The following is a 23082-nucleotide window of genomic DNA, read 5'->3' as shown; positions in this document are numbered from 1 at the left end:
TTGTACTCCGATGCTACTGACACCGTTTTGTCAGTGGTGTTTGGAGGCTGGGCGTGCGCCGTGCCGATCGTCTTTTCGATATCATTCAGGCGCTACGCGGAAAGACGCAGCCCACGACAGCCGCTGCGCTGGCGCAAAAACTGGAAGTGACTACCCGCACCATCTATCGCGACATTGCGACCTTGCAGGCTCGGAGGATTCCGATCGAGGGTGAGCCTGGGCTTGGCTATCTGCTACGAAAGGGGTTTGATCTCCCACCCCTGATGTTCACGATGGAGGAAATCGAAGCCATCACGGTCGGAGCAAACCTCGTTCATCGCATTCGCGATCCGAAATTGCAGGAAGCGGCCGAAAGCGTTCTGAACAAGCTTCAGCATGCCGTCCCGAAGGACCTGCGCTCTTATCTTGTATCTCCCCGGTTCTATGTATCGGAAGGGGATACGGTGCGACCTGAAGGGATCGAACTGCTCGACGTGCGCAATGCCATCCGGACATGTCGCAAAATCGCCATCACCTACATCGACGAGCAACAGCGCCGATCACGGCGCACGATCTGGCCTATCGCCACGGTTTACTATGTCGATGTCACATTGATCGCCGCCTGGTGCGAGCTTCGCGGGGACTATCGCCATTTCCGGGCAGACCGTATCGTGCAATCAGAAGTGCTCGAAGAGCGGTATGCCGCCGATAGCAGCCCTATGATGGTCGAGTGGATGGCCATGCGTTCGCAGAATTCCGAAGTTTAGCGACAAACTCGTCGGCGCTGATCTGGAGGCAATGGCGTGCGCGCCGAAGAAGCCGATAGTGACGACCCCGATGGCGGCGATGATCGCTAAGAGCGAGCTTGCGGCGGTGGCGCAGACGCCGGCTAGAAGCAGGGCGACCGGGATCCAGAAGGTGCGCCGGACGCCTGGGGCGCAGTCCTCCATCCCGCAGGATGCTTCCGTTCTGGTTTAAAAAAGCGGAACGTTCGAGAGGCGGCCCGCGCCGCTGCTTTACGGCTTCAACAGCGCGCGCACACCACCGAGGTCTAGATATTGTCGATCCGGTACTCGGGCAGGGCACCCAACTTCGGCTTGGGACCAAATAGTTAGATGCGAACCTTTGGGCTTGATGAGCTTACCCATTCGCCGGTACTCGTCAGAGAGAAAGAGCGCCTGATGCGGTCGGCGAAAGGTCTGTCAGTCATTGCTGCCTTGCGCCAGAAATTGTACGAGCGCCGCAACAAGGGCTTCTGCGCTGTAGTAGTCCAAAGGGACTTCGATGTTCGTGCCCGTGAATGAGGTCAGTTCAAGTGTCCCAAGAAGTGGCTCCCGTGAGACGATACTGATTTCGAAACCCTGAAACTCCGCGGTTATTGTGGTCCGATCGTCTTCCATCTCTATCCCCTCCAGGTAAGTATGCTGGCAATAGAGCGCTGAAAGGTTGGCACATCTCACCGCACTCCCTCGTATATAAGCGATACGTAATATAACTCACCTTCAAGACCGACGAAAGCCGTCCCCCGGCCAGAAGAGCCGCGTCTCATTCAAGGCGGAGATTGCGGGTGCGATTGTGGGGTTGTTCCGGACCTCGGCTATGCAGTGTGGCAGTTCGATAAGATTGAACGCGTCGTAGCACTCGACGTCCGTTCTGACGATCTCAAGACGCTGGTTCTGGACGAAAACCTGCCAAGGCAGCCGATCGCCGCTCGCCTATGCGCAGACGATGGCGTTGGCCCCGCAACGGCGGAGGGACTAACGGGCGCGCCGTTGTATCGTTGGAAACTCACAGCCTGGCATCGGTGATTTCCCAACCTTCCAGATTGGCAACTGCGCGATTTTCCCCGGACCGGACAGACTTTTCAACGAAGCGAGGCTAAATGGCTATTGTCGCGCTGGTCTCGCCGTTTAGCAGTCGCCTCAGGTGGAAGCTAGCAAGCCGATCATCGGAGTTTCGACCAACGAGGGCTGCAAATGACGCGACCGCATGGGGATTACCCGCCTCCAACTCTTCGAAAGCTTGCAAATACGCCTGTGTGTCTGGACTGGCGTATCGCGCCGGCTCAAGCGGCTCGAAAGCGTGGATCGGCTCGACCCTGCCTCGAAGCAACAAGTTGCCAACCGGGCGACCACAGAACGCCTGCACCCGTGCAGCCAGGCTGCTGCTGACGCAAATACGTGTGCCGATCGTTTTGTTGGCCGCCTCCAATCGCGCGGCGACATTGATGGTGTCGCCATAAGCACTGTAGTCGAAAAACCGCCCTCCGCCGAAGTTGCCGACGACAGCGGTGCCCGCGTGTGCACCGATCCGAGTATAACCAAGCGCTATTCCCTTTCTGCGCCATTGCTCGCGGAAGGACGACGCGAACACATCGAGTTCGAGACAACAGGCGACGGCGCGGCCGGCGTGGTCCGGCTGATCGGCCGGCGCTCCGAAAAGCACGTGCAACGCATCGCCGATGATCTTGGCTACCGTGCCGTCATGGGCGAACACGATGTCGGTCATACCGACGATGTAGTCGTTGAGCAGTTGTCCTAGCACGTCCGGTTCGATTGTTTCCACCAGCGTTGTGAACCCGGTTAGGTCGGTAAAGAGCGAAGCGACCTCTCGACGTGCGCCGCCGAGGTCAAGTGTCTCAGAGCAGTTTGCGAGTCGCTCGGCGAGGTTGGGCGAGAAGTAGCGGGAAAGCGACGCATGCGCCCGTTCGGCCGCGCTCTGCCGACGCTGTGCTTCGCGCAGCGTTTCCACATGGTGGATGGTCTTGCCAATCGTCGCCTCCAGATCGGCAAAATCGATCGGTTTCGTTACAAAGTCGTAGGCGCCGCGGTTCATCGCGGTGCGGATATTGGCCATGTCGCTGTAGGCGGAAACGATTATCGTGGATAGATCCTCGTCCCTCTGCTGAAGCTTCGCCAGCAGCGACAGGCCATCCATACGCGGCATGTTGATGTCGCTCAGCACAATATCCACGTCGTGGTTGGCAGCAAGTACGGCCAAGGCTTCAACTCCGTCGTGGGCGAACAGGAAACGCAGTGACCCGTCACGGATCTGCTTCCGGAATTTCTGGAGAAGAAGCATCTCCAGGTCCGGCTCGTCGTCCACAACGAGTATGCTTGTATTCATGTGGCGCGCCCAACTCGACTGTTGATTTCTTCTCGCAACGCGATGAAGTCGATCGGCTTGGTCAGCAACGCTTCTGCGCCACATTCCATGGCTCTTCGTCTCGTGTCCGGATCGCCATAGGCAGTGATCACTATCACCGGCACGTCGGGCCTTATACTCCTCGCCTTTGGCACCAGTTCAAGCCCGCTCATCCCCGGCATGTTGACGTCGGACAGGATGAGAATGAGCGTAACGTCGCCTGAATCGGCGATCCGCTTGAGTGCAGCTGATGCTGATCGCGCGAACTCCATGCCGAAGCGGCCAGCGCGCAGGTCATGGCGGAACTGTTGTTTGAAAAGCAACTCGACGTCGGGCTCGTCATCGACCACCAGAATGAGGAGGCTCATGATCTGCCCTCCGGCGCTGACATCGCTGGGGTGTTCCGCGGCAGTCGGATGCGAAACTCGGTGTAACGACCAGGTTCTGTATCCACCTCGATGGAACCTGCATGCTGCTTGACGATGATGTCATGGCTGAGCGACAGGCCGAGGCCAGTCCCCTCGCCAGCAGGCTTGGTTGTGAAGAAAGGATTGAACATCTTCTCCCTCACCTCTGGCGGGATTCCGACGCCGTTATCGCGGATAGTGATCTCAACGCTGTCTCCTAGGTTCCTGGTCACCGCCGCGAGCGTTGGCTCATAACTGTCGCCGGGCTCTGATGCCGTGCGTTTACTCGTCGCATAGAAGCCGTTCGAGATAAGGTTGAGAAGCGCGCGTGTGATCTCCTGAGGGTACAGGTCGACCTCTCCAGCCAGCGGGTCGAACGATTTCTCCAGGGTGATCGTGAACCCTTGCTTCTCGGCTCGAGCGCCATGATAGGCGAGATTCAGGCTCTCCTCGACGATGACGTTGATATTGGTCGGCCTGCGCTCGCCCGCCCCCTGACGCGAATGCATAAGCATATTCTTGACGATTGAATCTGCGCGTTTGCCATGCTGAATGATCTTTTCAAGATTACCCTTTATCGTCTCAGCGAGCGTGTCGATTTCGCAGCGCAGTGTACTGTCGGCTACCGCGCCGTCGAGCGCCTCCTGTAGCTCTTCGAGCAACTCGACTGACAGCGCCGAGAAATTATTCACGAAGTTCAACGGGTTCTTGATCTCGTGCGCAATTCCGGCAGTCAGTTGTCCGAGCGAGGCAAGCTTTTCCGTCTGGATCAATCGGTCCTGCGTAGTCTTGAGTTCTTCGAGGGAGTGCGACAGTTCCTCGGTTCTTGCCCGCACTTCCTGAAAAAGACGCACATTCTCGATGGCAATCACGGCCTGGTCGGCAAAGGTAGATGCCAACTCGATTTGCTTGTCCGTGAATGGCCGCACGGTGGAACGGGTCAATGCGAGCACGCCGATCGGGCTTCCCTCGCGCAGGAGCGGCACGCCAAGTACGGTACGAAACCCGCCAAGTCTTTGCGCTTCCGGCATGGCGTACTCGGTATCGTCGAGCACGTCGGCCACCTGAACCGGCCGGATCTCAAGCAGGGTTCGCCCGACTATGCTCCCGCGCCCCGGCTCCAGCGGGAGCGCTCGGAAATATTGGTCGAATTCCTGCGAGAAGCCGTAGCTGGAGACTGGATAATGCGCGTCACCGATCGGCCGGGTCATCGTCGCCATGTCCGCCTCGCAAAGACGGGCAGCGGACGCCACCAGAGTATCCAAAACCGATTGCAGGTCGAACGCGGAGCGGCTGATGACCTTCAGTACGTCAGCCGTCGCGGTTTGCTGTTCTAGCGCTTCGGCCAGCTCGGCCGTCCGCGCCTTCACCTCGTCGAAAAGCCGCACGTTCTCAATCGCAATGACGGCTTGGTCGGCAAAGGTCTGGAGAAGGTCGATCTGCTTTTCGGCAAATGGCTTGACTTCAGTTCGGCGTATGACGAGTCCACCAATAGCTTCCTGCTGTCGCAGTAAGGGCGCGGCTAAAATCGTGCGATGCCCCATCCGCACCGCCATGCTCTGGCCGTCCGGGTATTCGTCGGCGTCAGCCGTCAGGTCAGGCACATGAACCGGTTTTCTGTCAACGACGGCCCGTCCGGTCACCCAGCCCCGTGACACTGGCCAGCCGACGAAATCGATCGGTATTGGCCCGTGATGCGCCCTCAAGTAGAGAGTGTCTCCATCCTTTAGGAAAATGGCCGCATCATAGGCCTCGCAAAGCCGCACGGCCGATTCGACAAGCGTATCCAGCACCGTCTGGAGATCGAAGGCCGACCGACTGATGACCTTGAGAACATCGGCTGTCGCAGTTTGCTGCTGCAGTGCCTCCTTGAGGTCGAGATTCCGTTCCTCCAAATTGGAAAACAGTCGGACATTCTCGATTGCTATCCCGGCCTGGTCGGCGAAAGTCTTGAGGACTTCGACCTGGCGATCGGGGAACAATCCCGGGTCGCCCCGTGCCACGACGATGGTTCCGATCGGAACGTCGCCGCGCATGATGGGCACGGCCACCAGGCTTCGGTATTTCGAGGATTGAGCAATGAGGGTGGGGTGGGCCTGATATTCCAAATCGACGAGCCGGTCCGCTATCTGTTCCACCGAGCGGCTGAGGATCGAGCGACCGGCCGCACTGCCTCGACCGGGTGGGGCTGGAAGCACCGCGCCTTCGGGTTGCAGCTGATGATGTGCCACGAAATGCAACAGCTCGCCATCATAGCGAAACACGTGGCAGAACTGCGCGCCACAAAGCCTGGCTGCGCGCTGCGCGATCGTGTCGAACACGGGCTGCGCGTCGGTCGGTGAGGTCGAGATGACGCGAAGTATTTCACTGGTCGCCGTCTGCTGTTGGAGCGCCTCGCCAATCTCTCGGTTGTGCGCTTGCGCCTCCTCGAAAAGACGAACGTTCTCGATGGCGATCACCGCCTGATCAGCGAACGTTCGCAGCAGCTCAACCTGTCGCTCTGGAAAGACGCCGATCGCGCGCCGAGTGACGGCGATCGATCCAATCGGACGTCCCTTTCTTAATAGCGGTACGCCCATGGCGCTACGGTACGACACGATCTTCGCCAGCTGCAGCATCTGATAATCTGGGTCGGAAAAGACGTCGGGGATCTGCTCGATGACACCGCTGATAAAAGCTCTGCCCGTGACGTTGCCTTTACTTGGTCGCTGCGGAAACCGGGCCCGTACCGCTTCAATGCCTTCGCGCGATATGCCGTGATAGGCAACTGGGTGTAGGAACTCTCCGTCGAACTGAAATACGAAACAAAATTCCGCCTCGCATAGCCTTGCCACGCTTTTCGCTATCGCATCGAAGACGGGCTGCGCTGAACTGGTCGAGATCGGGATGACTCGCAGTATTTCGCTCGTCGCCGTCTGTTGCTGAACGGCCTCGTCAAGCTCCCGCTTCAGTAGTTCGACCTGGTGTCTGAGACTGACGCTTGAGTCATCCGCCTCGCGCCCCTCCACTGCAGTGTCCCCCATGCAATCAGCTTGCGTCGAGTGCTACCGTCCCCACCACGGGGTACGCCACGGCCGGTATGGCTGCGAAGATGTATAGAATACTCTATCTGATCGGTGGTGACGAGGTTACTGCATTGCCGTCGGGCAGCGTGCCGCCCTCTACGATAAGGTCGAAACTCATCTTTCGCCTTTCTGGTAGGGGATCATCAAAGCTTTGGGATAGGTGGCGCGGCGCGCGACCAGGATCAGCGCCAGGATTGACAGCGCATAGGGCATCATCAGGAAAACCTGATAAGGCACGATGCCGCCCGATATCTGCTGCAAGCGAACCTGATAGGCATCGAAGGCGGCGAACAGTATGGCGCCGATCAGCGCCTTTCCAGGCCGCCAGGAACCGAAGACGACCAACGCGATGCAAATCCAGCCGCGCCCATTTATCATCTGGAAGAAGAACGAATTGAAGGCCGAGGTGGTGAGAAAGGCGCCGCCGACCGCCATCAGCGCGCTGCCTACGGCAACGGCGCCCATGCGGATGCCGGTGACCGAAATGCCCTGGGCCTCGACCGCCGACGGATTTTCGCCGGCAGCGCGAACGGCGAGGCCGACGGGCGTGCGATAGAGGATCCAGGCGACGGCTACGACCGATACGAATGCGAGATAGGTCAGCGGCGTCTGGGTAAACAGCGCCTCTCCAATGACGGGAATGCTGGACAGGCCCGGGATCGGCAACGGCTGGAACGGCTCGATCTTGGGCGGCGACGTCACCTCGGGCAGTGCAAGACGATAGGTGAAATAGGTAAGACTCGTGGCAAGCAGCGTAACGCCGATGCCGACGACGTGTTGCGACAGGCCGAGCGGTACGGTGAGCGTGGCGTGCAGCAAGCCGAACATGGCGCCCACAAGGGCGGCGACCAGCACGCCGGCCCAAAGATCGCCGCCAGAATAGACGGTGAACCAGCCGGCGAAAGCGCCCGCTGTCATGATCCCTTCGATGCCGAGGTTGAGAACGCCCGCGCGCTCGCAGATCAACTCGCCCATGGTCGCGAAGATCAGCGGGGATGCTATGCGGATGGCGGCAACCCAGAAGGAGGCGGTGAAGAGGATTTCGAGCACGTCCATGTCACCTCCACCTAATCCGGAATCGCGTCAGAAGGATCGCGACAACCATCGTCAGCAACGAGGTGGCGACCATGACGTCGGCAATGTAACTCGGCACCTTGGCCGCACGGCTCATGGCGTCGGCGCCGACGAAGATGCCGGCGACGAAGATGGCCGATGCGATAACGCCGAGCGGATTGAGCATGGCGAGCATCGCGACGACGATACCGGTGTAGCCGTAGCCCGGCGACAGGTCGAGCGTCAGGTTTCCCTTGAGCCCCGATACTTCGGAAAAGCCGGCAAGTGCGGCCAAACCGCCCGAAAGCAACGCCGTCTTCATCAGTGTGCGGTTGACCAGAATGCCGACAAACCGTGCGCCCTCGGGATTGTGGCCGACGGCGCGCATTTCGTAGCCGAGAACCGTCTTTTTCATGACGACCCAGATGAGAACGGCCGAAACCACGGCTATGACGAAGCCGTAGTGCAGGCGCTTGCCCTGGATGAGGCGCGGCAGTTGCGCTTCGGCGATGACCTTCTGCGATTGCGGCCAGCCGAGCCCCATCGGGTCCTTGAGTACACCTTCAAGCAGCATCGACACGAACAGCAGGACGATAAAGTTGAGCAACAGCGTGGTGACCACCTCATCGACGCCGAAGCGGGTCTTCAGCACGGCCGGGCCGAGTAGAAGCAGCGCGCCTGCGGCCATGACGGCGACCATGATCACCGGGATCAGAACGACCGAAGGTAGCGGCAGTGCGCCGGTTCCTAGCACCACGGTGACGACGCCACCGATGTAGAGTTGGGCTTCCGCGCCGATGTTCCACAGCTTGGCCCGAAAGGCGACGGCGATCGCCAGGCCCGTGAAGATCAGCGGCGTCGCGCGGGTCAGGGTTTCCAGTAGCGCGAACTGTGAGCCGGCCGCTCCCTTGGCCACGAGATAGAAGACGGACAGTGGCGAAGCGCCAGCGGCGAGAACGAGCATCGATGTCAGCGCCAGCGTTGTTGCGATGGCTGCCAGCGGCAACAGCAAGGTGACCGCCAAGGACGGTGCGGGCTTCGGCTCAAGCCGCATGGTCGCTGTGCTCCCCGTGGCCCGCCATCAACTCCCCCAGTTCCCGGATGCTGCGCTCGCCGCGCGAAGACGGCGTCGAAAGGCGTCCCTTGGACATGACGATGATGCGGTCGGACAATGCCAGGACCTCCTCGAGGTCCTCCGAAATCAGCAAGATCGCCGCGCCCCTGTCTCGTGCTTCAAGCAGCATGCGGTGGACATAGCCGACGGCGCCGACATCAAGGCCGCGGGTCGGCTGGCTAGCCAGGATGACTGTCGGGTCGGGATCGAGGGCCCGACCTAGGATGAGTTTCTGCATGTTGCCGCCCGAAAGCAGGCGTATCCGTGCCTCGGGTGAGGGGCATTTGACCTCGTAGTCGGCGATGAGTTTCTCGGCGAACTGGCGGGACGCCTTCCAGTCCAGGAAGCCCATGCGGCTGAACCGCGGGCTCCGGTAGCGCTCGGCGATGGCATTCTCCATCACGCTCATGTCGCCGATGCTGCCGATAGCGTGGCGGTCTTCCGGGATCCGGGCCACGCCGTGGGCGAGTGCTGCGCGCGGCGACCAGTCGGCGACTTCCCGCCCGGCGATGGAGATGTTCCCGCAGGTTGGACGCTGGATGCCGGCGATGAGGGCCGCAAGGACAGCCTGGCCATTGCCGGCAACGCCGGCAAGGCCGGTGATCTCACCCGCCGTGAGCGTGAGCGACACTTGATCGAGGCCGGCCCCGTTATACGGCGTCGTGGAGACACTTTCGAGCGCCAGCAGCGGTACACCCAGCTTCACCGGGTTGACCTCCGCCGGCGGGACCTCCTGGCCAACCATGAGGGCGGCCAGCTCTTTGCGATCGGTTGAACCCGTTTCACGCTCGCCGACGAGCTGGCCGGAGCGCAGAACCAGCACACGATCGCTGACAGCCATCACTTCGTGTAATTTGTGAGAGATGAAGATGATCGACAGGCCATGGGCGACGAGCAGCTTCAGCGTCCGGAACAGCGCATCGGTCTCGGCGGGGGTCAGAACGGCCGTCGGCTCGTCCAGGATCAGGATACGGGCTTCGCGATAAAGAGCCTTCAGGATCTCGACGCGCTGGCGTTCACCGACCGAGAGCATGGAGACGGTGGCAGCGGGATCGACGGCGAGGCCGAAATCGGCCGATAGTTGCTCGATGCGCCGCCGCGCTGCGGCCCTGTCGAGCCGCATGCGCCAGAGGCTCTGCGTGCCAAGCGTGATGTTTTCCTGCACCGTCATGTTGTCAGCAAGGGTGAAATGCTGGTGCACCATGCCGATGCCGGCATCAAGGGCCGCGCGGGGATCGCCCGGCGGTAGCAGCTTGCCAAAGGCCTCGACGGTTCCTTCGTCGGCGACGTAGTGGCCGAAAAGAATGTTCATCAGCGTCGTCTTGCCGGCACCGTTCTCTCCGAGAAGTGCTATGACTTCACCCCGCTTCAGCTCGAAGGAAATGGCATCGTTGGCCCTGAGCGGACCGAAGCGCTTGCTGATGCCGGAAAGACGAAGGGCAGGATTGCTTGACACGGCGGTGACCGGAAGTGGCGTTGCGGGAAAGGTTCCTTTCCCGTCCGGGAAGAGAGAGGGCGCTGCCGGCGAAGAGCGATCCCTCGTCCGGCGCTCCAGCGCCTCTCCCCGGACGGAAGAAGAGGCTAGCTCGACTTCGGCTCGGTGTCGTTGATCTCGACTGTGAACGACCCGTCCTTGATCATCTTTTCTTTCTCAGCAACCTTGGCCTTGATGTCGTTCGGAACCTTGCTGTCGAAGGTGCCGAGAGGTGCTAGCGAACAGCCGCCGTTCTTCATGAAGGAATAGACGCCGTAGTCGTCGGCCTTGAAAGTGCCGGCCTTCACTTCGGCGATCGCCTTGTCGAGCGTCGGCTCGAAATGCCACAGCGCGGAGGCGACAACGGTGTCCGGATAGTCCGCCTGTGTATCGATGACATTACCGATCGCCAGGATCTTCTTTTCCTTGGCGGCATCGGACACGCCGAAACGCTCGGCATACAGCAGATCCGCACCGCCATCGATCTGGGCGAACGCCGTCTCCTTGGCCTTGGGCGGATCGAACCACGAGCCGATGAAGGAGACCTGGAACTTGGTGTCCGGGGCAACTTCCTTCACGCCGGCCATGAAGGCGTTCATCAGCCGGTTGACCTCCGGGATCGGGTAGCCTCCCACCATGCCAATGTTCTTGGACTTGGTCATCGCGCCGGCGATGAGGCCGGACAGATAGGATGCGTCCTGGATATAGTTGTCGAACACCGAGAAGTTCGGCACGGCGGCATCGGGCTTGAAGCTCGAGCCCATTAGGAAGGCGACGTCCGGATAGTCTTTGGCGACGGCGCGGGCTGCATCCTCGACGCCGAAGACCTCGCCCAGGATCAGCCTGTGGCCCGCCTCGCAATATTCGCGCATGACGCGCTCGTAATCGTTGTTGGCGGTGTTTTCCGAATAGACATATTCGATGTCGCCGCGCTCCTTGGCGGCATTGGCCGCCTTGTGGATACGACTGACCCACTGCTGCTCGACCGGGACGGTATAGATGGCCGCCACCTTTGTCGGGTCGGCAGCGAGCAGGCGGCTTGGCAGACCCGCCGCAGCCACCGCGGCGGAGGCGCCGGCAATTTTGATCAGATTTCTTCTGGAAATGGCGAAATTGAAGGAATTGCTATGCATGAACTTCCCCTCTGATTGATTGCGCGTTTTGGAACGCGTCTTTTTACCACTTGGTCAATGTAGGTGAACTTGAGGGTTGCAGCAATTGGAGGCGGCATGCCATCCAACCAGAAATGACGCGTCCTCGCTTCTCTTCGATTGCGCACGAGCGCGATCTCCTGGCGGTCGAAAAGACGGGCTCCAACGAGATCGACATCGAAGCCTTCGCTCCGAGAAGATCACTGCCATTTCCCGTCAGAGCCTCTCCTGTAGCGAGCGCTATTTCTCCGAGATGTTCGAGATCCTCGGTCGAACTCAAGCCGGGCGCAGCGTCGATCTCGAGATCGGGCTCGGGGTCGCCTGGAATAAGAGGATCCGACCGCGTCGCGGGACGACTTCATCGACATTGCCCGAGGCGAAGGCAACGGCCTGACCAAGTAGTCGAAGCATCTTTATGCGACGCCGAGCGTTGCCTCTGCTGCTGGGTTCGCGCTTCGCGGCTCCCCTGTTGGCAGGTTTCGAAGGAGAGGCCCGCTACCTCATGCGCTGATCGTCGGAACAAGGCGTAGCGGGGGCTTAACTCATATGGGACATTCCATCCGGCCCGCGGCCAAGCCTATTGCGGAGTTCGGACAGAAAGAGTTGTAGGGATGGCGCCTGATCCTGGTGGTGGTAGACGATGTATACTGCGGAGATTGGCGGATCAGGGCGAATTGGCAGGAACACAAGCGGTCCTGAGGTCAGTTTGGCGATGCCAGCGGGAACGATGCCGACTCCAAAACCTGCCGCGACGAGGCTTGGAATCGATTGGGCATCGGTCACCTGCTGAGAAATTCGCGGGCGAAATCCAGCAGAAATGATGTGCGACATCACATATGCGGCGAAATCTGAACTATCCGGCCTTAGGACAACGTGGTGGTCCTCACGCAGGTCGTCGATCGAGATCTCAGAACGCTCCGCAAATCGATGATCTGTGCGCAAGAGCGCCACCAACTCCTCTTGCCAGGCATACTCATAGGCAAGTTCGTGGTCGCGGGGGACCGATCTGTTGAAACTGACATCTGTGCGCCTGCTAAGCACTTCCGTGATCTGTGCCGCGGGGGATTGTTCATGAATTCGAAGAGTGATCTTCGGATGCGTGGCGGCGAACCCGGCCAATAGTTCTGACAGTCCGCCGCGAAGGATTGATCCGGTCGTACCGATTTCGACAGTGCCGTCTTGTCCGCGCTCAATCTCGCGGATCTCTTCGATGCTTCGCTCATATTGGTCGAGCATGTTCTTGGCACGTCGCCAAAACGCTTGCCCTGCACGTGTCAGCGAGACCTTTCGGCTGCTTCGGTCAAGTAACTCTGCACCCAATTCTCGTTCGAGCGTTTGAATTTGGGTGCTGAGCGGAGGCTGAGACATGTTCAGTCGACGAGCTGCTCGGGTAAAGTTCAACTCTTCCGCAAGGACGACAAAACATTGAAGCTGACGGACTCTCATAGGCTCGCCGTATAGATCGATGGCAATACGATATTAGACAATGATGCTGAACTAGCCAAGTATGGAAGAGAGGGAGCCCGCGATCAGATAGATGCAGTGGAAAAATGGAGGCTGTGTTTCCGTTGGATCGTACCGTCGCGGTCGGACCTTCCGAAAAAAAGGGGAACGTCAACATGCCAACATGGTCGAAATCGTTATTTGCGCAAGTTTGCGCGGCGCTGGTACTTGGGGTCGTCGTTGGGCTTCTTGCGCCAGAGTTAGCCTCGAAGCTGAAGCCTCTGGGGGACGCGTTCATCAAGCTTATCAAGATGCTCGTCCCTGTTATCGTCTTCTGTGTCGTCGTGCACGGAATCGCAGGGGCGGGGGACCTGAAGAAGGTGGGCCGCGTTGGTATCCGGGCCCTCGTCTACTTCGAGATAGTTACGACCGTCGCCCTCGCTCTCGGCATTGCCATCGCCTACATTTTTGGTCCAGGGCACGGTATGAACATCGACATCAGCACTCTCGATGCCTCGGCGTTGTCCAGCTACGTGGAAAAGGCGCACGAAGTTAGCAGCGGCGGAACGGTCGAGTTCCTGATGAAGCTGATCCCAACCACAATGATCAGTGGCTTCGCCCAGGGCGACGTCCTACAGGTGTTGCTGGTTGCCATCCTCTTCGGTTGCGCCCTGTCGCGCGTAGGAGAGCGTGGCAAGCCGCTCCTTCAATTACTTGAGTTGGCCGGCGACGTGACCTTCAAGATCATGTCCTTCATCGTCCGCCTTGCACCCATTGGCGTGTTTGGTGCGATCGCCTTCACCGTCGGTAAATACGGTGTGGGTTCGCTGGCGCAGCTCGGTTATCTCGTGGCTTTGTTCTACGTCACCATCGCGCTCTTCGTGTTCGTCGTTCTGGGATCTATCATGCACGTAGCTGGCTTCAGCATCGTCAAGCTGCTGCGCTATCTGCGGACCGAAGTCGGTATCGTCGCTGGCACCGCTTCGAGCGATGCCGTTCTGCCGCAGACCATGCGCAAGCTTGAACATCTCGGCATCAAGGACTCGACCGTGGGCTTGGTGATCCCTACTGGATACTCGTTCAACCTGGACGCGTTTTCGATCTATCTGACACTTGCGGCAGTCTTTATCGCGCAGGCGACAAACACGCCGCTCGCTTTCACCGACCTTCTGGCAATTCTCGGGGTGGCGCTGATCACGTCCAAGGGCGCGCACGGGGTGCCGGGGTCGGCGATCGTGATCCTCGCGGCAACGCTGGCGGCGATCCCCACAATTCCGGCGATAGGTCTGGTCCTTGTGCTTTCGGTTGATTGGTTCATGGGCATCGCCCGTGCGCTCGGCAACTACCTCGGCAATTGTGTGGCGACTGTGGCCGTAGCGTCTTGGGTCGGCGATATCGACAAGGAACGGGCGCGCCGCATACTGGATGGCGAAGCATTGGCGCCGGTCAGTCCCAACGCCCATGTAGCACCCAGCAAAGGCTACGTGGCGGGATAGCCGTTGGGGTTCAATGCAGTGGTGCCTGCTTTCACGAGGAAGGCAATGCATTCCGGCCTTTGAGATCTGTCGAAGGAACCCTCCAGGCCGGACGCGTAAACACAGCCCGGGAAAGGTTACGGGCGAACGCCGGGCGTACCTCGCGTTCACGCGTTTCCGCTCGTGCCGTCCGGCCCTGTCGTTGCCTTTGGGGAAACACTGTCGATGGCATCGGAAGTTGCTACGATCACTGGAAGACAGCTACGCGAGCTTGGTGTTCCGTCTCCGAAATCGATTGGTCGGGGCGCGGCTTTGAAGGCACCAAGCTCGGATACCTGATCGGCCGGGGTGCCGTTCATCTACCCCGATCTGATCTTACACATCTATGAATTGGCCAGCCGCGTACGTCGACAAGTGATGAGCGCCGAGGCGTTGGGATGCGGGCAAGCCGAGCGTGATCGGCCTACCTGACCGGGCAGTGGCTATCACCGCCGTAGAGACACACATTAGGCTCTACAGGAGATCACCCATGACTGAACCTAGTTTCCTCGCTCAATTATCTTCCACGATCGTCGAGGCCGCCGCTGCGGTGGCGCCGAGCATTGTTGAAATTGCCTCAACCCGTTCGCTCGCCACCGGATTCGTCTGGCGCGAAGGGCTCATCATCACCGCAGATGAAGCTCTTTCCGACGAAGGTCAGATCCTCATCGAATTCTCGGATGGCACGCAACACCCCGCCAGCCTGGTGGGGCGCGATCCGTCGACTGACATCGCGCTGCTTCGCGTCGAGGGAGCTGACGCGCCGTCGGCTGTGCTCGACCAAGAGGTGCCTCGACCTGGCGCACTCGTCGTGGTCGCTGCGGCGGCCGAGAGCGCGCCACTTGTTTCATTCGGCAGCGCGATCGCGGTTGGTCCTGCGTGGCGATCGATGCGCGGCGGGAAAATCGATGCACGCATCGAGCTCGACGTGAGATTGCGACGTCGCGCGGAGGGGGGCTTGGCGATCAGTGCGGAGGGCAATGTCTTTGGAATGGCCGTGCGCGGGCCCCGGGGCCGAACCCTCGTCATCCCCTCTGCGACCGTTGAAGGCGCGGCCGCTCTTCTCCTGGCGCATGGCGAAGTCCCGCGTGGCTATCTCGGCCTCGGGCTCCAACAGGTCGCCGTTACCGGTGGCGGCCAGGGGGCGATGGTCATGAGTGTTGACCCCGATGGACCCGGCGCTATTGGTGGGGTCCTGCAAGGCGACATCATCGTCCACTGGAACGGTGAGGCCGTTCCTTCGGTCAATGCGCTCGTGCGGACCCTTGATCATCAATCGATTGGCAGATCGGTCTCCTTGGGGATCAGGCGTGCGGGCGCTGATGTCGAGGCGGCGGTCACTATCGCGACCCGACCCCGCCGATGAGTGACACGGGCCCTGTTACGATCGCGGTGCGCATCGACGATCCGGCGCTTGCGGAGCGGTTGAGCGAGTTGCTGACGTCAGTCGATTGGGTGCGTCTGGCGCCGGAAGGCGAGATGTCCGAGCTGGTCCTCTCCACGGCGCGGGCCGCCACTGAGGAGGCGGGCCTGACTTCCCGCGAACGCGAAGTCGTGGCGCTTCTCGCAGAAGGCCTTTCGAATAAAGAGATTGCTCGCAAACTCGGCATCTCTGTCGATACAGCGAAATTTCATGTCGGCCACGTCATCGACAAGCTTGATGCCACCGGCCGCACCGATGCGGTCGCCCACGCCGCGCGGCGCGGCGTGATTCATCTGTGAAGGCGCTTTTATTATACTCGATACACTTCCAATTGACGGTCATCCGCTGACCATCCCATAGACGCCTATTCGCGCGCTGTTGTGCGTGTCGCGGAAGCCGTAGGCCCATCCGTCGTGCGTGTCGGAAATCGACGCGGAGCGGGCCGAAATGACTGAGTGTGAGCATCGTGCTCACGCGGGTCCTCATTGCGAAGGCCAGAAGACAACCAATGCTTTGTCATTGGCTCTGCGATCTTGAACGACAGCAATGTAAGCATTCGCGGAGGGCTCAGCATCAAAGCATCAACGTTATCGCTGAGGTTCGCAGTTCTGACGTCGGTCAGATCGTAGTCCGCGATACCCCACCATTCGACCAGTTCATCTTAACGTGTGTGATTTTGAGGTGCTCCCCGAATAACCTGCTCGTAGTATTGCGAATCAACACTGAAAATTTAGAGATTCCATTGCTTCGCCGCAGTCTTGTTGCCATCGTCGCGGTCGCTCTTACCGCTTGCGCGGCATCCACCATTGATCCGCAGAGGAAGGCCTCCATAGGCTCCGTCTATGTGGAGCCTGTGCAGTTATCAAAAGCCTCTGTCTTTGGGCCAAATTTAAGTGAGGCAAATGCAAGTTCTGGGAAAGTGCCCGCCACGGTGGCAGAGGCTACCTCTCGTCTTCAAGAGGTCGTGGATACGCGCACAAACCTCCGTGAGCTCATCGAGAGTCAGGCGAAGCAAGACCTCATTACCAAGGGATATCGCGTAACAGACGCTGCATCAAGCGCCTCCGCCAAGCTGAAGATCAACGTAACCACGCATTGAGCGTTCCAGTTGGCGATGGGCGAGGGATTGCAATGACCGTCAGCGCTGAGCTGGTTCGTTCATCGGACGGCAAACGGTTAATGTTCGCCGGCGAGAGCCAAATCAAGGATTCTGAAACGAAGGGAGTTCGCATGGCACCCTACGCCGAGTGGTTCACCAATGATAATTTCCTCGTCGAGCAGTACCGCTTGGTAGCTCGGTTACTCACGGCTCAGGCCTTTGCGGGCCTATAGGGACGCAAAAACTCGTTGGAGGCGACGTCCAGCACCGGATCTAACCCGCGCGAAAACTGTGAAAGCATGTCAATCGTGGCATGCGACGTAAGTCGATGCAAACAGATGGAGGGCGTCCCAAGCAGTCGAACGGCGTCCAAGAAACGCGGCGAGGGGCGCCGTGGAAGGATCCTCCGACGGGCAGAAGGCGCGGCGGCGTTCTCCATCTTGATCAATAGGCGACAAGGTTTGATCGAGTACATCGGTCGACGCATATCGGTCACTTCCCTGTTTTGCCATAGGTGCCGACGAGCTCGGTTCTGGCAATGACGTGATCGCGCATTTGCGCTTCGATCTGGTCCTTGCTAGCCGCCCCCGATAGGTTGAGCCGGTCATCGAGTGCATAGAGCTTGAAGAAGTAGCGGTGCACACCGATCGGAGGACAAGGGCCGCCATACGCATTGCTGTTCCACCCATTCCTCGCTGTCTGGGCGCCTGATGGCAGTTGCGAAATCCCTTCCACAAGCCCCTGCAGATTGGGGGGCAGATTGAAAACAATCCAGTGTATCCAGGTCATTTTCGGATGGGCCGGATCCGGTGCGTCCGGGTCGTCGACGATCAATACAAGGCTTCTGGCTCCGGTCGGAATGTCTGTCCATTCGAGAGGCGGGGAAATACCTTGCCCTTCGCAGGTGTAAAGCCTGGGAATGGTTCCGCCATTGTTAAAGGCGGGCGATGCGATAGTGAACGCCATATGGAGCCTCGGCGAGTTCAAGAAACCGTTTCGTTGCCGCACGCACGATATACCCGTGCCCACGCAATCTGTGGGCGCCTCCAGACCAACGATAGCATCGGCCTATTGGCGCACGATGTCCAGGATGCCGACCCGCAACCAGTTTCAGCATAATTCTATAGCGATCCACATCTACACGCTGCCTGCGAGTGTCAGCAAAATTAGCGCGAACGTCCGTCGCGCGAGAGAAGGGATCGAGCAAGGTCGAGGCCCTGGTGGGCGACGCGCGGCTTGCCGCCGTACCGGCCTGTCTTCGGGGCAATGGACGACCAGAAGTCGACGAGCGTCGAAAGGTAACGATCCCAATGCTCGCCGATGCGGGCGTTGAAGATAGGCCCGAGCAGAGGGTCGCGGCGTATACGGACGTAGCAATCGTGAACAATTGCTCTGATCAGGTCTTCGGAAATGCTGGTTGGAAGCGGCGTCGCCCCCATGATGTTTCCATCAATGTCTTCTGATCCGGCAGTCCTTAGGTCACGGAATGACGCTGGAAATTGGTGGCCATGCGGCATGGTGTCGTGCCGGGCGATGTCGAGGCGAACGTCGAAAGCTTGCGTCAGCGCAATGAGGTCCTGCCGCTGCGCGCCTAACAAGGATCAGACAGGTCCATCTGCAGGACGATCGAGCACAGCTGAGGGCTCAGCGTGATGATCGAGATGAAAGCGAGGAGGTCAACATTATGCGATTGCACGGTCGAGATCGCCGAAATGTTAGCCAGCATGCCGGCCGCTTTCATCGATGACGGTTCTTTGTTCGATCTCCTACCGTTCGCCTCGAGGCATCGTGTGACCGTCTGAAGCGGCCTCGTCCGCTCGCGAAAGAAGACGCATTATCGGAAAGAGCAGTAATATCGCGGGGAGGGCAGGCCATAAGCCGACCCATCCGACTTCGAAGGCTTTGCTCTCGCGCCGGTCGGTTGAGGGCATGACACCAACCCTCCCCAGATCCACCTGAAAAATCACTACGCGCACGAGTTGTGCCGACCAAAGATTGCGATCAACGAAGCTGTGTTTGTTTGAGCTAGATCAACGAATGTCCCGCGCCAACGTTCCAATGCTCCGGCAACGATTTGCGGGAAAACGCCCTGGAATGAAACTCTTCCGTCTTGTCCTTCTGCTCTGCCTCAGCCTGTGCGGCGGCGTATCCGCCAGCGCGGCATCGGTGCTGCAGGAGTTTTTGCCGGCCACCACAGCCTCGGAGCTTGTGCCGGGTGCGGACGGTTTCGGCGCCGTGCGTGATGATGTGGCGGCGGCCCCGGTGCTGAAGGGCGGTCAGACGGTGGCGTGGGTCTTTGTTACCTCGGATTTCGTGGGAACGACCGGCTATTCCGGCAAGCCGATCCATACCCTGGTGGCGGTGGACAAGGATGCGAAGATCGTTGGCGTCCGGCTGGTGAAACATTCGGAACCCATCGTCCTCATCGGTATTCCGGATGCCAAGGTAAAGGCGCTTGTTGCCGGCTACGCCGGCCTCGATCTCGTCGCAGAGGCGAAATCCGGCGGCACGACCCATGAGGTCGATATCATCTCGGGCGCAACCGTCACGGTCATGGTGATCGACGATTCGATTGTCCGCTCGGGGCTCAAGGTCGCGCGTGCGCTCGGCCTTGGCGGACTGGCCCCGGAAACGGACGATGCCGGGCCGCGTTTTATGATCGATCCCGCAGCCGCTTCACCGGCCGACTGGGCCGAGGCAGAGGGTGACGGCACGCTGCGCCGGCTGGCGCTTGATGTGGCGCAGGTCAATGCTGCTTTCGCCGGGCATCCTGATGAGCGCGCCCGCGCCCGCGCTATCGCGCAAGCGCCGGAAACCACCTTCATCGAGATGCAGGCGGCGCTGGTCTCGGTCCCTTCCATCGGCAAGGCCGTTCTCGGGTCGGCCGAGGAGGCCAACCTCCAGGGCTGGCTGGGCGAAGGCGAGCACGCGGTCGCCTTGATGGGGCGCGGGCTCTATTCCTTCAAGGGCTCAGGCTATGTGCGCGGCGGCATCTTCGATCGCATCGTGCTGATCCAGGACGACGTTTCCGTTCGCTTTCGTGATCGTGACCATCGTCGCCTGGGGGCAATCGCGCTTGCCGGTGCGCCGGAATTCAACGAGATGGACCTGTTCCGCATTCCAGCAGGCCTCGGCTTCGATCCGACAAAGCCCTTCCGCATTCAGCTCCTGGCGCAGCGTGAGGTCGGACCGATCGAAAAGGTCTTCCATACCTTCGATCTGGGATATCAGCTTCCGCAGAAGTACCTGCGCGCTGTCGCCCCGCCGGCAAAGGAAGTTGCCGCTGTTGCTGGTCGCGACGAGGGGGGCGCACAGGCCGACCTGTGGAAACGCATCTGGAACGACTCGAAGCTGAAGATTGTCGTGCTGGGCGCCATGCTCGTTGTGCTGACGGCGGTGTTCTTCTTCCAGACCTATGCGGTCAGGAACGCCAGGGCGTTCTACATCTTTCGCATAATCTTCCTAACGGTGACGCTGGTCTTCCTTGGCTGGTATGCCAACGCGCAGCTTTCTGTCGTCAATCTGATGGCGCTCTTCGGGAGTTTCGTCAACGGCTTCAGCTGGCAGGCTTTCCTGCTCGACCCGCTTACCTTCATCCTGTGGTTCGCCGTTGCCGCAGCGCTCCTGTTCTGGGGACGGGGAGCTTATTGCGGCTGGCTCTGCCCTTTCGGCGCCCTGCAGGAACTGACCAACCAGATCGCGCGTAAGCTGCGTATCCCGCAATGGACGTTGCCCTGGGGCCTGCACGAGCGACTCTGGCCGATCAAATACATGATCTTCCTTGGTCTTTTCGGGGTCTCGCTGATCAGCGTCGAGCAGGCCGAGCACCTGGCGGAAATAGAGCCGTTCAAGACAGCGATCATCCTGAAATTCATTCGCGCCTGGCCGTTCGTGGCGTACGCCGCAGCACTTATCGTCGCCGGGCTCTTCGTCGAGCGATTCTATTGCCGCTACCTCTGCCCACTGGGTGCAGCGCTGGCGATCCCCGCCCGAATGCGCATGTTCGACTGGCTCAAGCGCTACCATGAATGCGGGAACCCCTGCCAAACCTGCGCCCACCAATGTCCGGTGCAGGCGATCCACCGGACCGGCGAGATCAATCCGAACGAGTGCATCAACTGTCTGCACTGCCAGGTGCTCTATCAGTCCGAAACCGTCTGCCCCGTCGTGATCAAGAAGATGAAGTCGCGGGCGAAGCTTGCGGCAAGCCCGGGCGGCGCGCCGATCCATCAACCCGCAACCAAAGTTTAATCGAGCCAAGGTTCAAACAAAAAGGAACCAGATCATGGAATCAAAGGAACACAAGGGACTAAGCCGCCGAGCGCTTTTTAGCGCGACTGCAGGCAGCGCCATCCTGGCGGGCACTGTAGGGCCGGCCGCACTCAGCCTGGGCGCTGCAGGGTTGGCGACACCGGCCCGTGCCGCGACAGGCGCCGACGGCTCGGTCGCACCGGGCAAGCTGGACGACTATTACGGCTTCTGGTCCTCCGGTCAGACCGGCGAGATGCGCATTCTCGGCATTCCCTCGATGCGCGAACTGATGCGCGTGCCGGTATTCAACCGTTGCTCGGCCACAGGTTGGGGGCAGACCAATGAATCGATCCAGATCCATCAGCGCACGATGTCGGAGAAGACGAAGAAGCAGCTTGCCGCCAACGGCAAGAAGATTCACGACAACGGCGACCTGCACCACGTCCATATGTCCTTCACCGACGGCAAATATGACGGCCGCTACCTGTTCATGAACGACAAGGCCAATACGCGCGTGGCGCGCGTGCGCTGCGACGTGATGAAAACCGATGCCATCCTTGAGATTCCCAACGCCAAGGGTATCCACGGCATGCGTCCGCAGAAATGGCCGCGTTCGAACTATGTGTTCTGCAACGGCGAGGACGAAGCGCCGCTCGTCAATGATGGCTCAACGATGACGGACGTGGCGACCTACGTGAACATCTTCACCGCTGTCGATGCCGACAAGTGGGATGTGGCCTGGCAGGTGAAGGTATCGGGCAACCTCGACAATTGCGATGCCGACTACGAGGGCAAGTGGGCGTTCTCCACCAGCTACAATTCCGAAAAGGGCATGACTCTGGAGGAGATGACAAAGTCCGAGATGGACCATGTCGTAGTCTTCAATCTCGCCGAGATCGAGAAGGCAATCGCAGCCGGGCAGTACGAGGAGATCAACGGCGTCAAGGTGGTGGACGGGCGCAAAGAGGCCAAGTCGCTTTTCACGCGCTACATCCCGATCGCCAACAATCCGCACGGCTGCAACATGGCACCGGACAGGAAGCATCTTTGCGTTGCCGGCAAGCTCTCGCCCACCGTCACCGTGCTGGACGTGACGAAGTTCGATGCCCTGTTCTACGACAATGCCGAGCCGCGCAGCGCCGTTGTGGCGGAGCCTGAACTGGGCCTCGGCCCGTTGCACACGGCCTTCGACGGACGTGGCAACGCCTATACCTCGCTCTTCCTCGACAGCCAGGTGGTGAAGTGGAACATCGACGAGGCCATCCGCGCCTACGCCGGTGAAAAGATCAATCCGATCAAGGACAAGCTCGACGTTCAGTATCAGCCGGGCCACTTGAAGACGGTGATGGGCGAGACGCTGGATGCCGCCAACGACTGGCTCGTGTGCCTGTGCAAGTTCTCCAAGGACCGGTTCCTGAATGTCGGTCCGCTGAAGCCGGAAAACGATCAGTTGATCGACATTTCCGGTGACAAGATGGTGCTGGTGCATGACGGCCCGACCTTCGCCGAACCGCATGACGCAATCGCCGTCGCCCCCTCGATCCTGCCGAACATCCGCTCGGTCTGGGATCGGAAGGACCCGCTGTGGGCCGAGACGCGCAAGCAGGCCGAGGCCGATGAGGTCAACATCGACGAATGGACCGAGGCCGTGATCCGCGACGGCAACAAGGTTCGCGTCTACATGACCTCGGTCGCGCCCAGCTTCAGCCAGCCGAGTTTTACGGTGAAGGAGGGCGACGAGGTCACGGTGATCGTCACCAATCTCGATGAGATCGATGACCTTACCCATGGCTTCACCATGGGCAATCACGGCGTGGCGATGGAGGTCGGGCCGCAACAGACGAGCTCCGTCACCTTCGTCGCGGCCAACCCTGGCGTCTACTGGTACTATTGCCAATGGTTCTGCCATGCCCTGCATATGGAAATGCGCGGCCGCATGTTCGTGGAACCGAAGGGCGCCTGATC

At 59.9% G+C, this 23082-nt stretch carries 20 protein-coding genes and 2 pseudogenes; 11 read left to right on the top strand and 11 right to left on the bottom strand.

Features of this window, described 5'->3' with window-relative positions; all coding sequences use genetic code 11:
• The first annotated feature begins 53 nt into the window (after window positions 1-53).
• Window positions 54-746 carry a helix-turn-helix transcriptional regulator gene (locus BLU35_RS27455; RefSeq protein ID WP_093235325.1) on the top strand — a complete coding sequence of 231 codons (693 nt, stop codon included), beginning with the start codon at window positions 54-56 and terminating at the stop codon, window positions 744-746.
• Window positions 747-804: 58 nt separating this feature from the next.
• A complete protein-coding gene (locus BLU35_RS35780) occupies window positions 805-957 on the top strand; it encodes a hypothetical protein (protein WP_158539445.1) in 153 nt (50 codons plus the stop codon).
• Window positions 958-1181: 224 nt separating this feature from the next.
• Here BLU35_RS35780 and BLU35_RS27445 read toward each other — a convergent pair whose 3' ends face one another.
• Entirely contained in the window at window positions 1182-1379 is a 198-nt protein-coding gene (locus tag BLU35_RS27445) for a Rossmann-fold NAD(P)-binding domain-containing protein (protein ID WP_093235323.1), read from the bottom strand.
• A gap of 129 nt (window positions 1380-1508) precedes the next feature.
• Between BLU35_RS27445 and BLU35_RS27440 the strand changes: the two are divergent.
• Window positions 1509-1740: pseudogene (locus tag BLU35_RS27440) on the top strand (hypothetical protein); the annotation flags it as partial.
• 117 nt (window positions 1741-1857) lie between these two features.
• On the opposite strand, the gene BLU35_RS27435 reads toward BLU35_RS27440, so the two are convergent.
• The 8 genes from BLU35_RS27435 to BLU35_RS27400 form a co-directional block, all read right to left on the bottom strand.
• Window positions 1858-3105 carry an adenylate/guanylate cyclase domain-containing protein gene (locus BLU35_RS27435; RefSeq protein ID WP_093235322.1) on the bottom strand — a complete coding sequence of 416 codons (1248 nt, stop codon included), beginning with the start codon at window positions 3103-3105 and terminating at the stop codon, window positions 1858-1860.
• On the bottom strand, window positions 3102-3491 hold the full coding sequence (locus tag BLU35_RS27430; RefSeq protein WP_058323013.1) for a response regulator: 390 nt from the start codon (window positions 3489-3491) through the stop codon (window positions 3102-3104). The genes BLU35_RS27435 and BLU35_RS27430 overlap by 4 nt, the downstream gene beginning before the upstream one ends.
• Window positions 3488-6553, bottom strand: coding sequence for a GAF domain-containing protein (locus BLU35_RS27425; RefSeq protein WP_093235321.1), 3066 nt, complete (start codon window positions 6551-6553; stop codon window positions 3488-3490). The genes BLU35_RS27430 and BLU35_RS27425 overlap by 4 nt, the downstream gene beginning before the upstream one ends.
• Before the next feature lie 156 nt (window positions 6554-6709).
• Entirely contained in the window at window positions 6710-7651 is a 942-nt protein-coding gene (locus BLU35_RS27420) for an ABC transporter permease (protein WP_093235320.1), read from the bottom strand.
• A 1-nt stretch (window position 7652) separates the two neighbouring features.
• The gene (locus tag BLU35_RS27415) at window positions 7653-8702 is read right to left on the bottom strand and encodes an ABC transporter permease (RefSeq protein WP_093235319.1); all 1050 of its coding nucleotides are present in this window, start codon (window positions 8700-8702) and stop codon (window positions 7653-7655) included.
• A complete protein-coding gene (locus BLU35_RS27410; RefSeq protein ID WP_093235318.1) occupies window positions 8692-10218 on the bottom strand; it encodes an ABC transporter ATP-binding protein in 1527 nt (508 codons plus the stop codon). The genes BLU35_RS27415 and BLU35_RS27410 overlap by 11 nt, the downstream gene beginning before the upstream one ends.
• Window positions 10219-10343: 125 nt before the next feature.
• Complete coding sequence (locus tag BLU35_RS27405; protein ID WP_093235317.1) at window positions 10344-11369, bottom strand: BMP family protein; 1026 nt, start codon at window positions 11367-11369, stop codon at window positions 10344-10346.
• Window positions 11370-11924: 555 nt separating this feature from the next.
• A complete protein-coding gene (locus BLU35_RS27400) occupies window positions 11925-12833 on the bottom strand; it encodes a LysR family transcriptional regulator (protein WP_093235316.1) in 909 nt (302 codons plus the stop codon).
• 173 nt (window positions 12834-13006) lie between these two features.
• Here BLU35_RS27400 and dctA point away from each other — a divergent pair, with 173 nt between their 5' ends.
• The 6 genes and pseudogenes from dctA to BLU35_RS27370 all read left to right on the top strand — a co-directional run bounded on the left by dctA (window position 13007) and on the right by BLU35_RS27370 (window position 17099).
• Window positions 13007-14326 carry a C4-dicarboxylate transporter DctA gene (dctA, locus tag BLU35_RS27395; protein ID WP_093235351.1) on the top strand — a complete coding sequence of 440 codons (1320 nt, stop codon included), beginning with the start codon at window positions 13007-13009 and terminating at the stop codon, window positions 14324-14326.
• Between the two features lie 245 nt (window positions 14327-14571).
• Window positions 14572-14652, top strand: a pseudogene (locus BLU35_RS35270) (3'-5' exonuclease); the annotation flags it as partial.
• A 182-nt stretch (window positions 14653-14834) separates the two neighbouring features.
• Complete coding sequence (locus tag BLU35_RS27385) at window positions 14835-15710, top strand: S1C family serine protease (protein WP_093235314.1); 876 nt, start codon at window positions 14835-14837, stop codon at window positions 15708-15710.
• On the top strand, window positions 15707-16066 hold the full coding sequence (locus BLU35_RS27380) for a LuxR family transcriptional regulator (RefSeq protein WP_093235313.1): 360 nt from the start codon (window positions 15707-15709) through the stop codon (window positions 16064-16066). The genes BLU35_RS27385 and BLU35_RS27380 overlap by 4 nt, the downstream gene beginning before the upstream one ends.
• A gap of 158 nt (window positions 16067-16224) precedes the next feature.
• Window positions 16225-16866, top strand: a complete 642-nt coding sequence (locus BLU35_RS27375) for a YajG family lipoprotein (protein ID WP_093235312.1) — start codon at window positions 16225-16227, stop codon at window positions 16864-16866.
• Window positions 16867-16898: 32 nt separating this feature from the next.
• A complete protein-coding gene (locus tag BLU35_RS27370) occupies window positions 16899-17099 on the top strand; it encodes a hypothetical protein (RefSeq protein WP_093235311.1) in 201 nt (66 codons plus the stop codon).
• A 259-nt stretch (window positions 17100-17358) separates the two neighbouring features.
• Here the strand turns inward: BLU35_RS27370 and BLU35_RS27365 are convergent, their stop codons facing one another.
• On the bottom strand, window positions 17359-17832 hold the full coding sequence (locus tag BLU35_RS27365) for a YbhB/YbcL family Raf kinase inhibitor-like protein (protein ID WP_093235310.1): 474 nt from the start codon (window positions 17830-17832) through the stop codon (window positions 17359-17361).
• Window positions 17833-18032: 200 nt separating this feature from the next.
• Window positions 18033-18305: a group III truncated hemoglobin gene (locus tag BLU35_RS27360; RefSeq protein ID WP_093235309.1), complete on the bottom strand. Its 273-nt coding sequence runs from the start codon at window positions 18303-18305 to the stop codon at window positions 18033-18035.
• Between the two features lie 655 nt (window positions 18306-18960).
• Between BLU35_RS27360 and BLU35_RS27355 the strand changes: the two genes are divergently transcribed.
• Window positions 18961-21117, top strand: a complete 2157-nt coding sequence (locus tag BLU35_RS27355; RefSeq protein ID WP_093235308.1) for a NosR/NirI family protein — start codon at window positions 18961-18963, stop codon at window positions 21115-21117.
• Window positions 21118-21151: 34 nt separating this feature from the next.
• The gene (gene nosZ / locus BLU35_RS27350; protein ID WP_093235307.1) at window positions 21152-23080 is read left to right on the top strand and encodes a TAT-dependent nitrous-oxide reductase; all 1929 of its coding nucleotides are present in this window, start codon (window positions 21152-21154) and stop codon (window positions 23078-23080) included.
• The last annotated feature ends 2 nt before the right edge of the window (window positions 23081-23082 follow it).

It is taken from the genome of Sinorhizobium sp. NFACC03 (genome assembly GCF_900103435.1).
GTDB lineage: Bacteria > Pseudomonadota > Alphaproteobacteria > Rhizobiales > Rhizobiaceae > Ensifer.
Note: the sequence above shows the minus strand (reverse complement) of the source record. Positions and strands in the feature narration are given on the sequence as shown.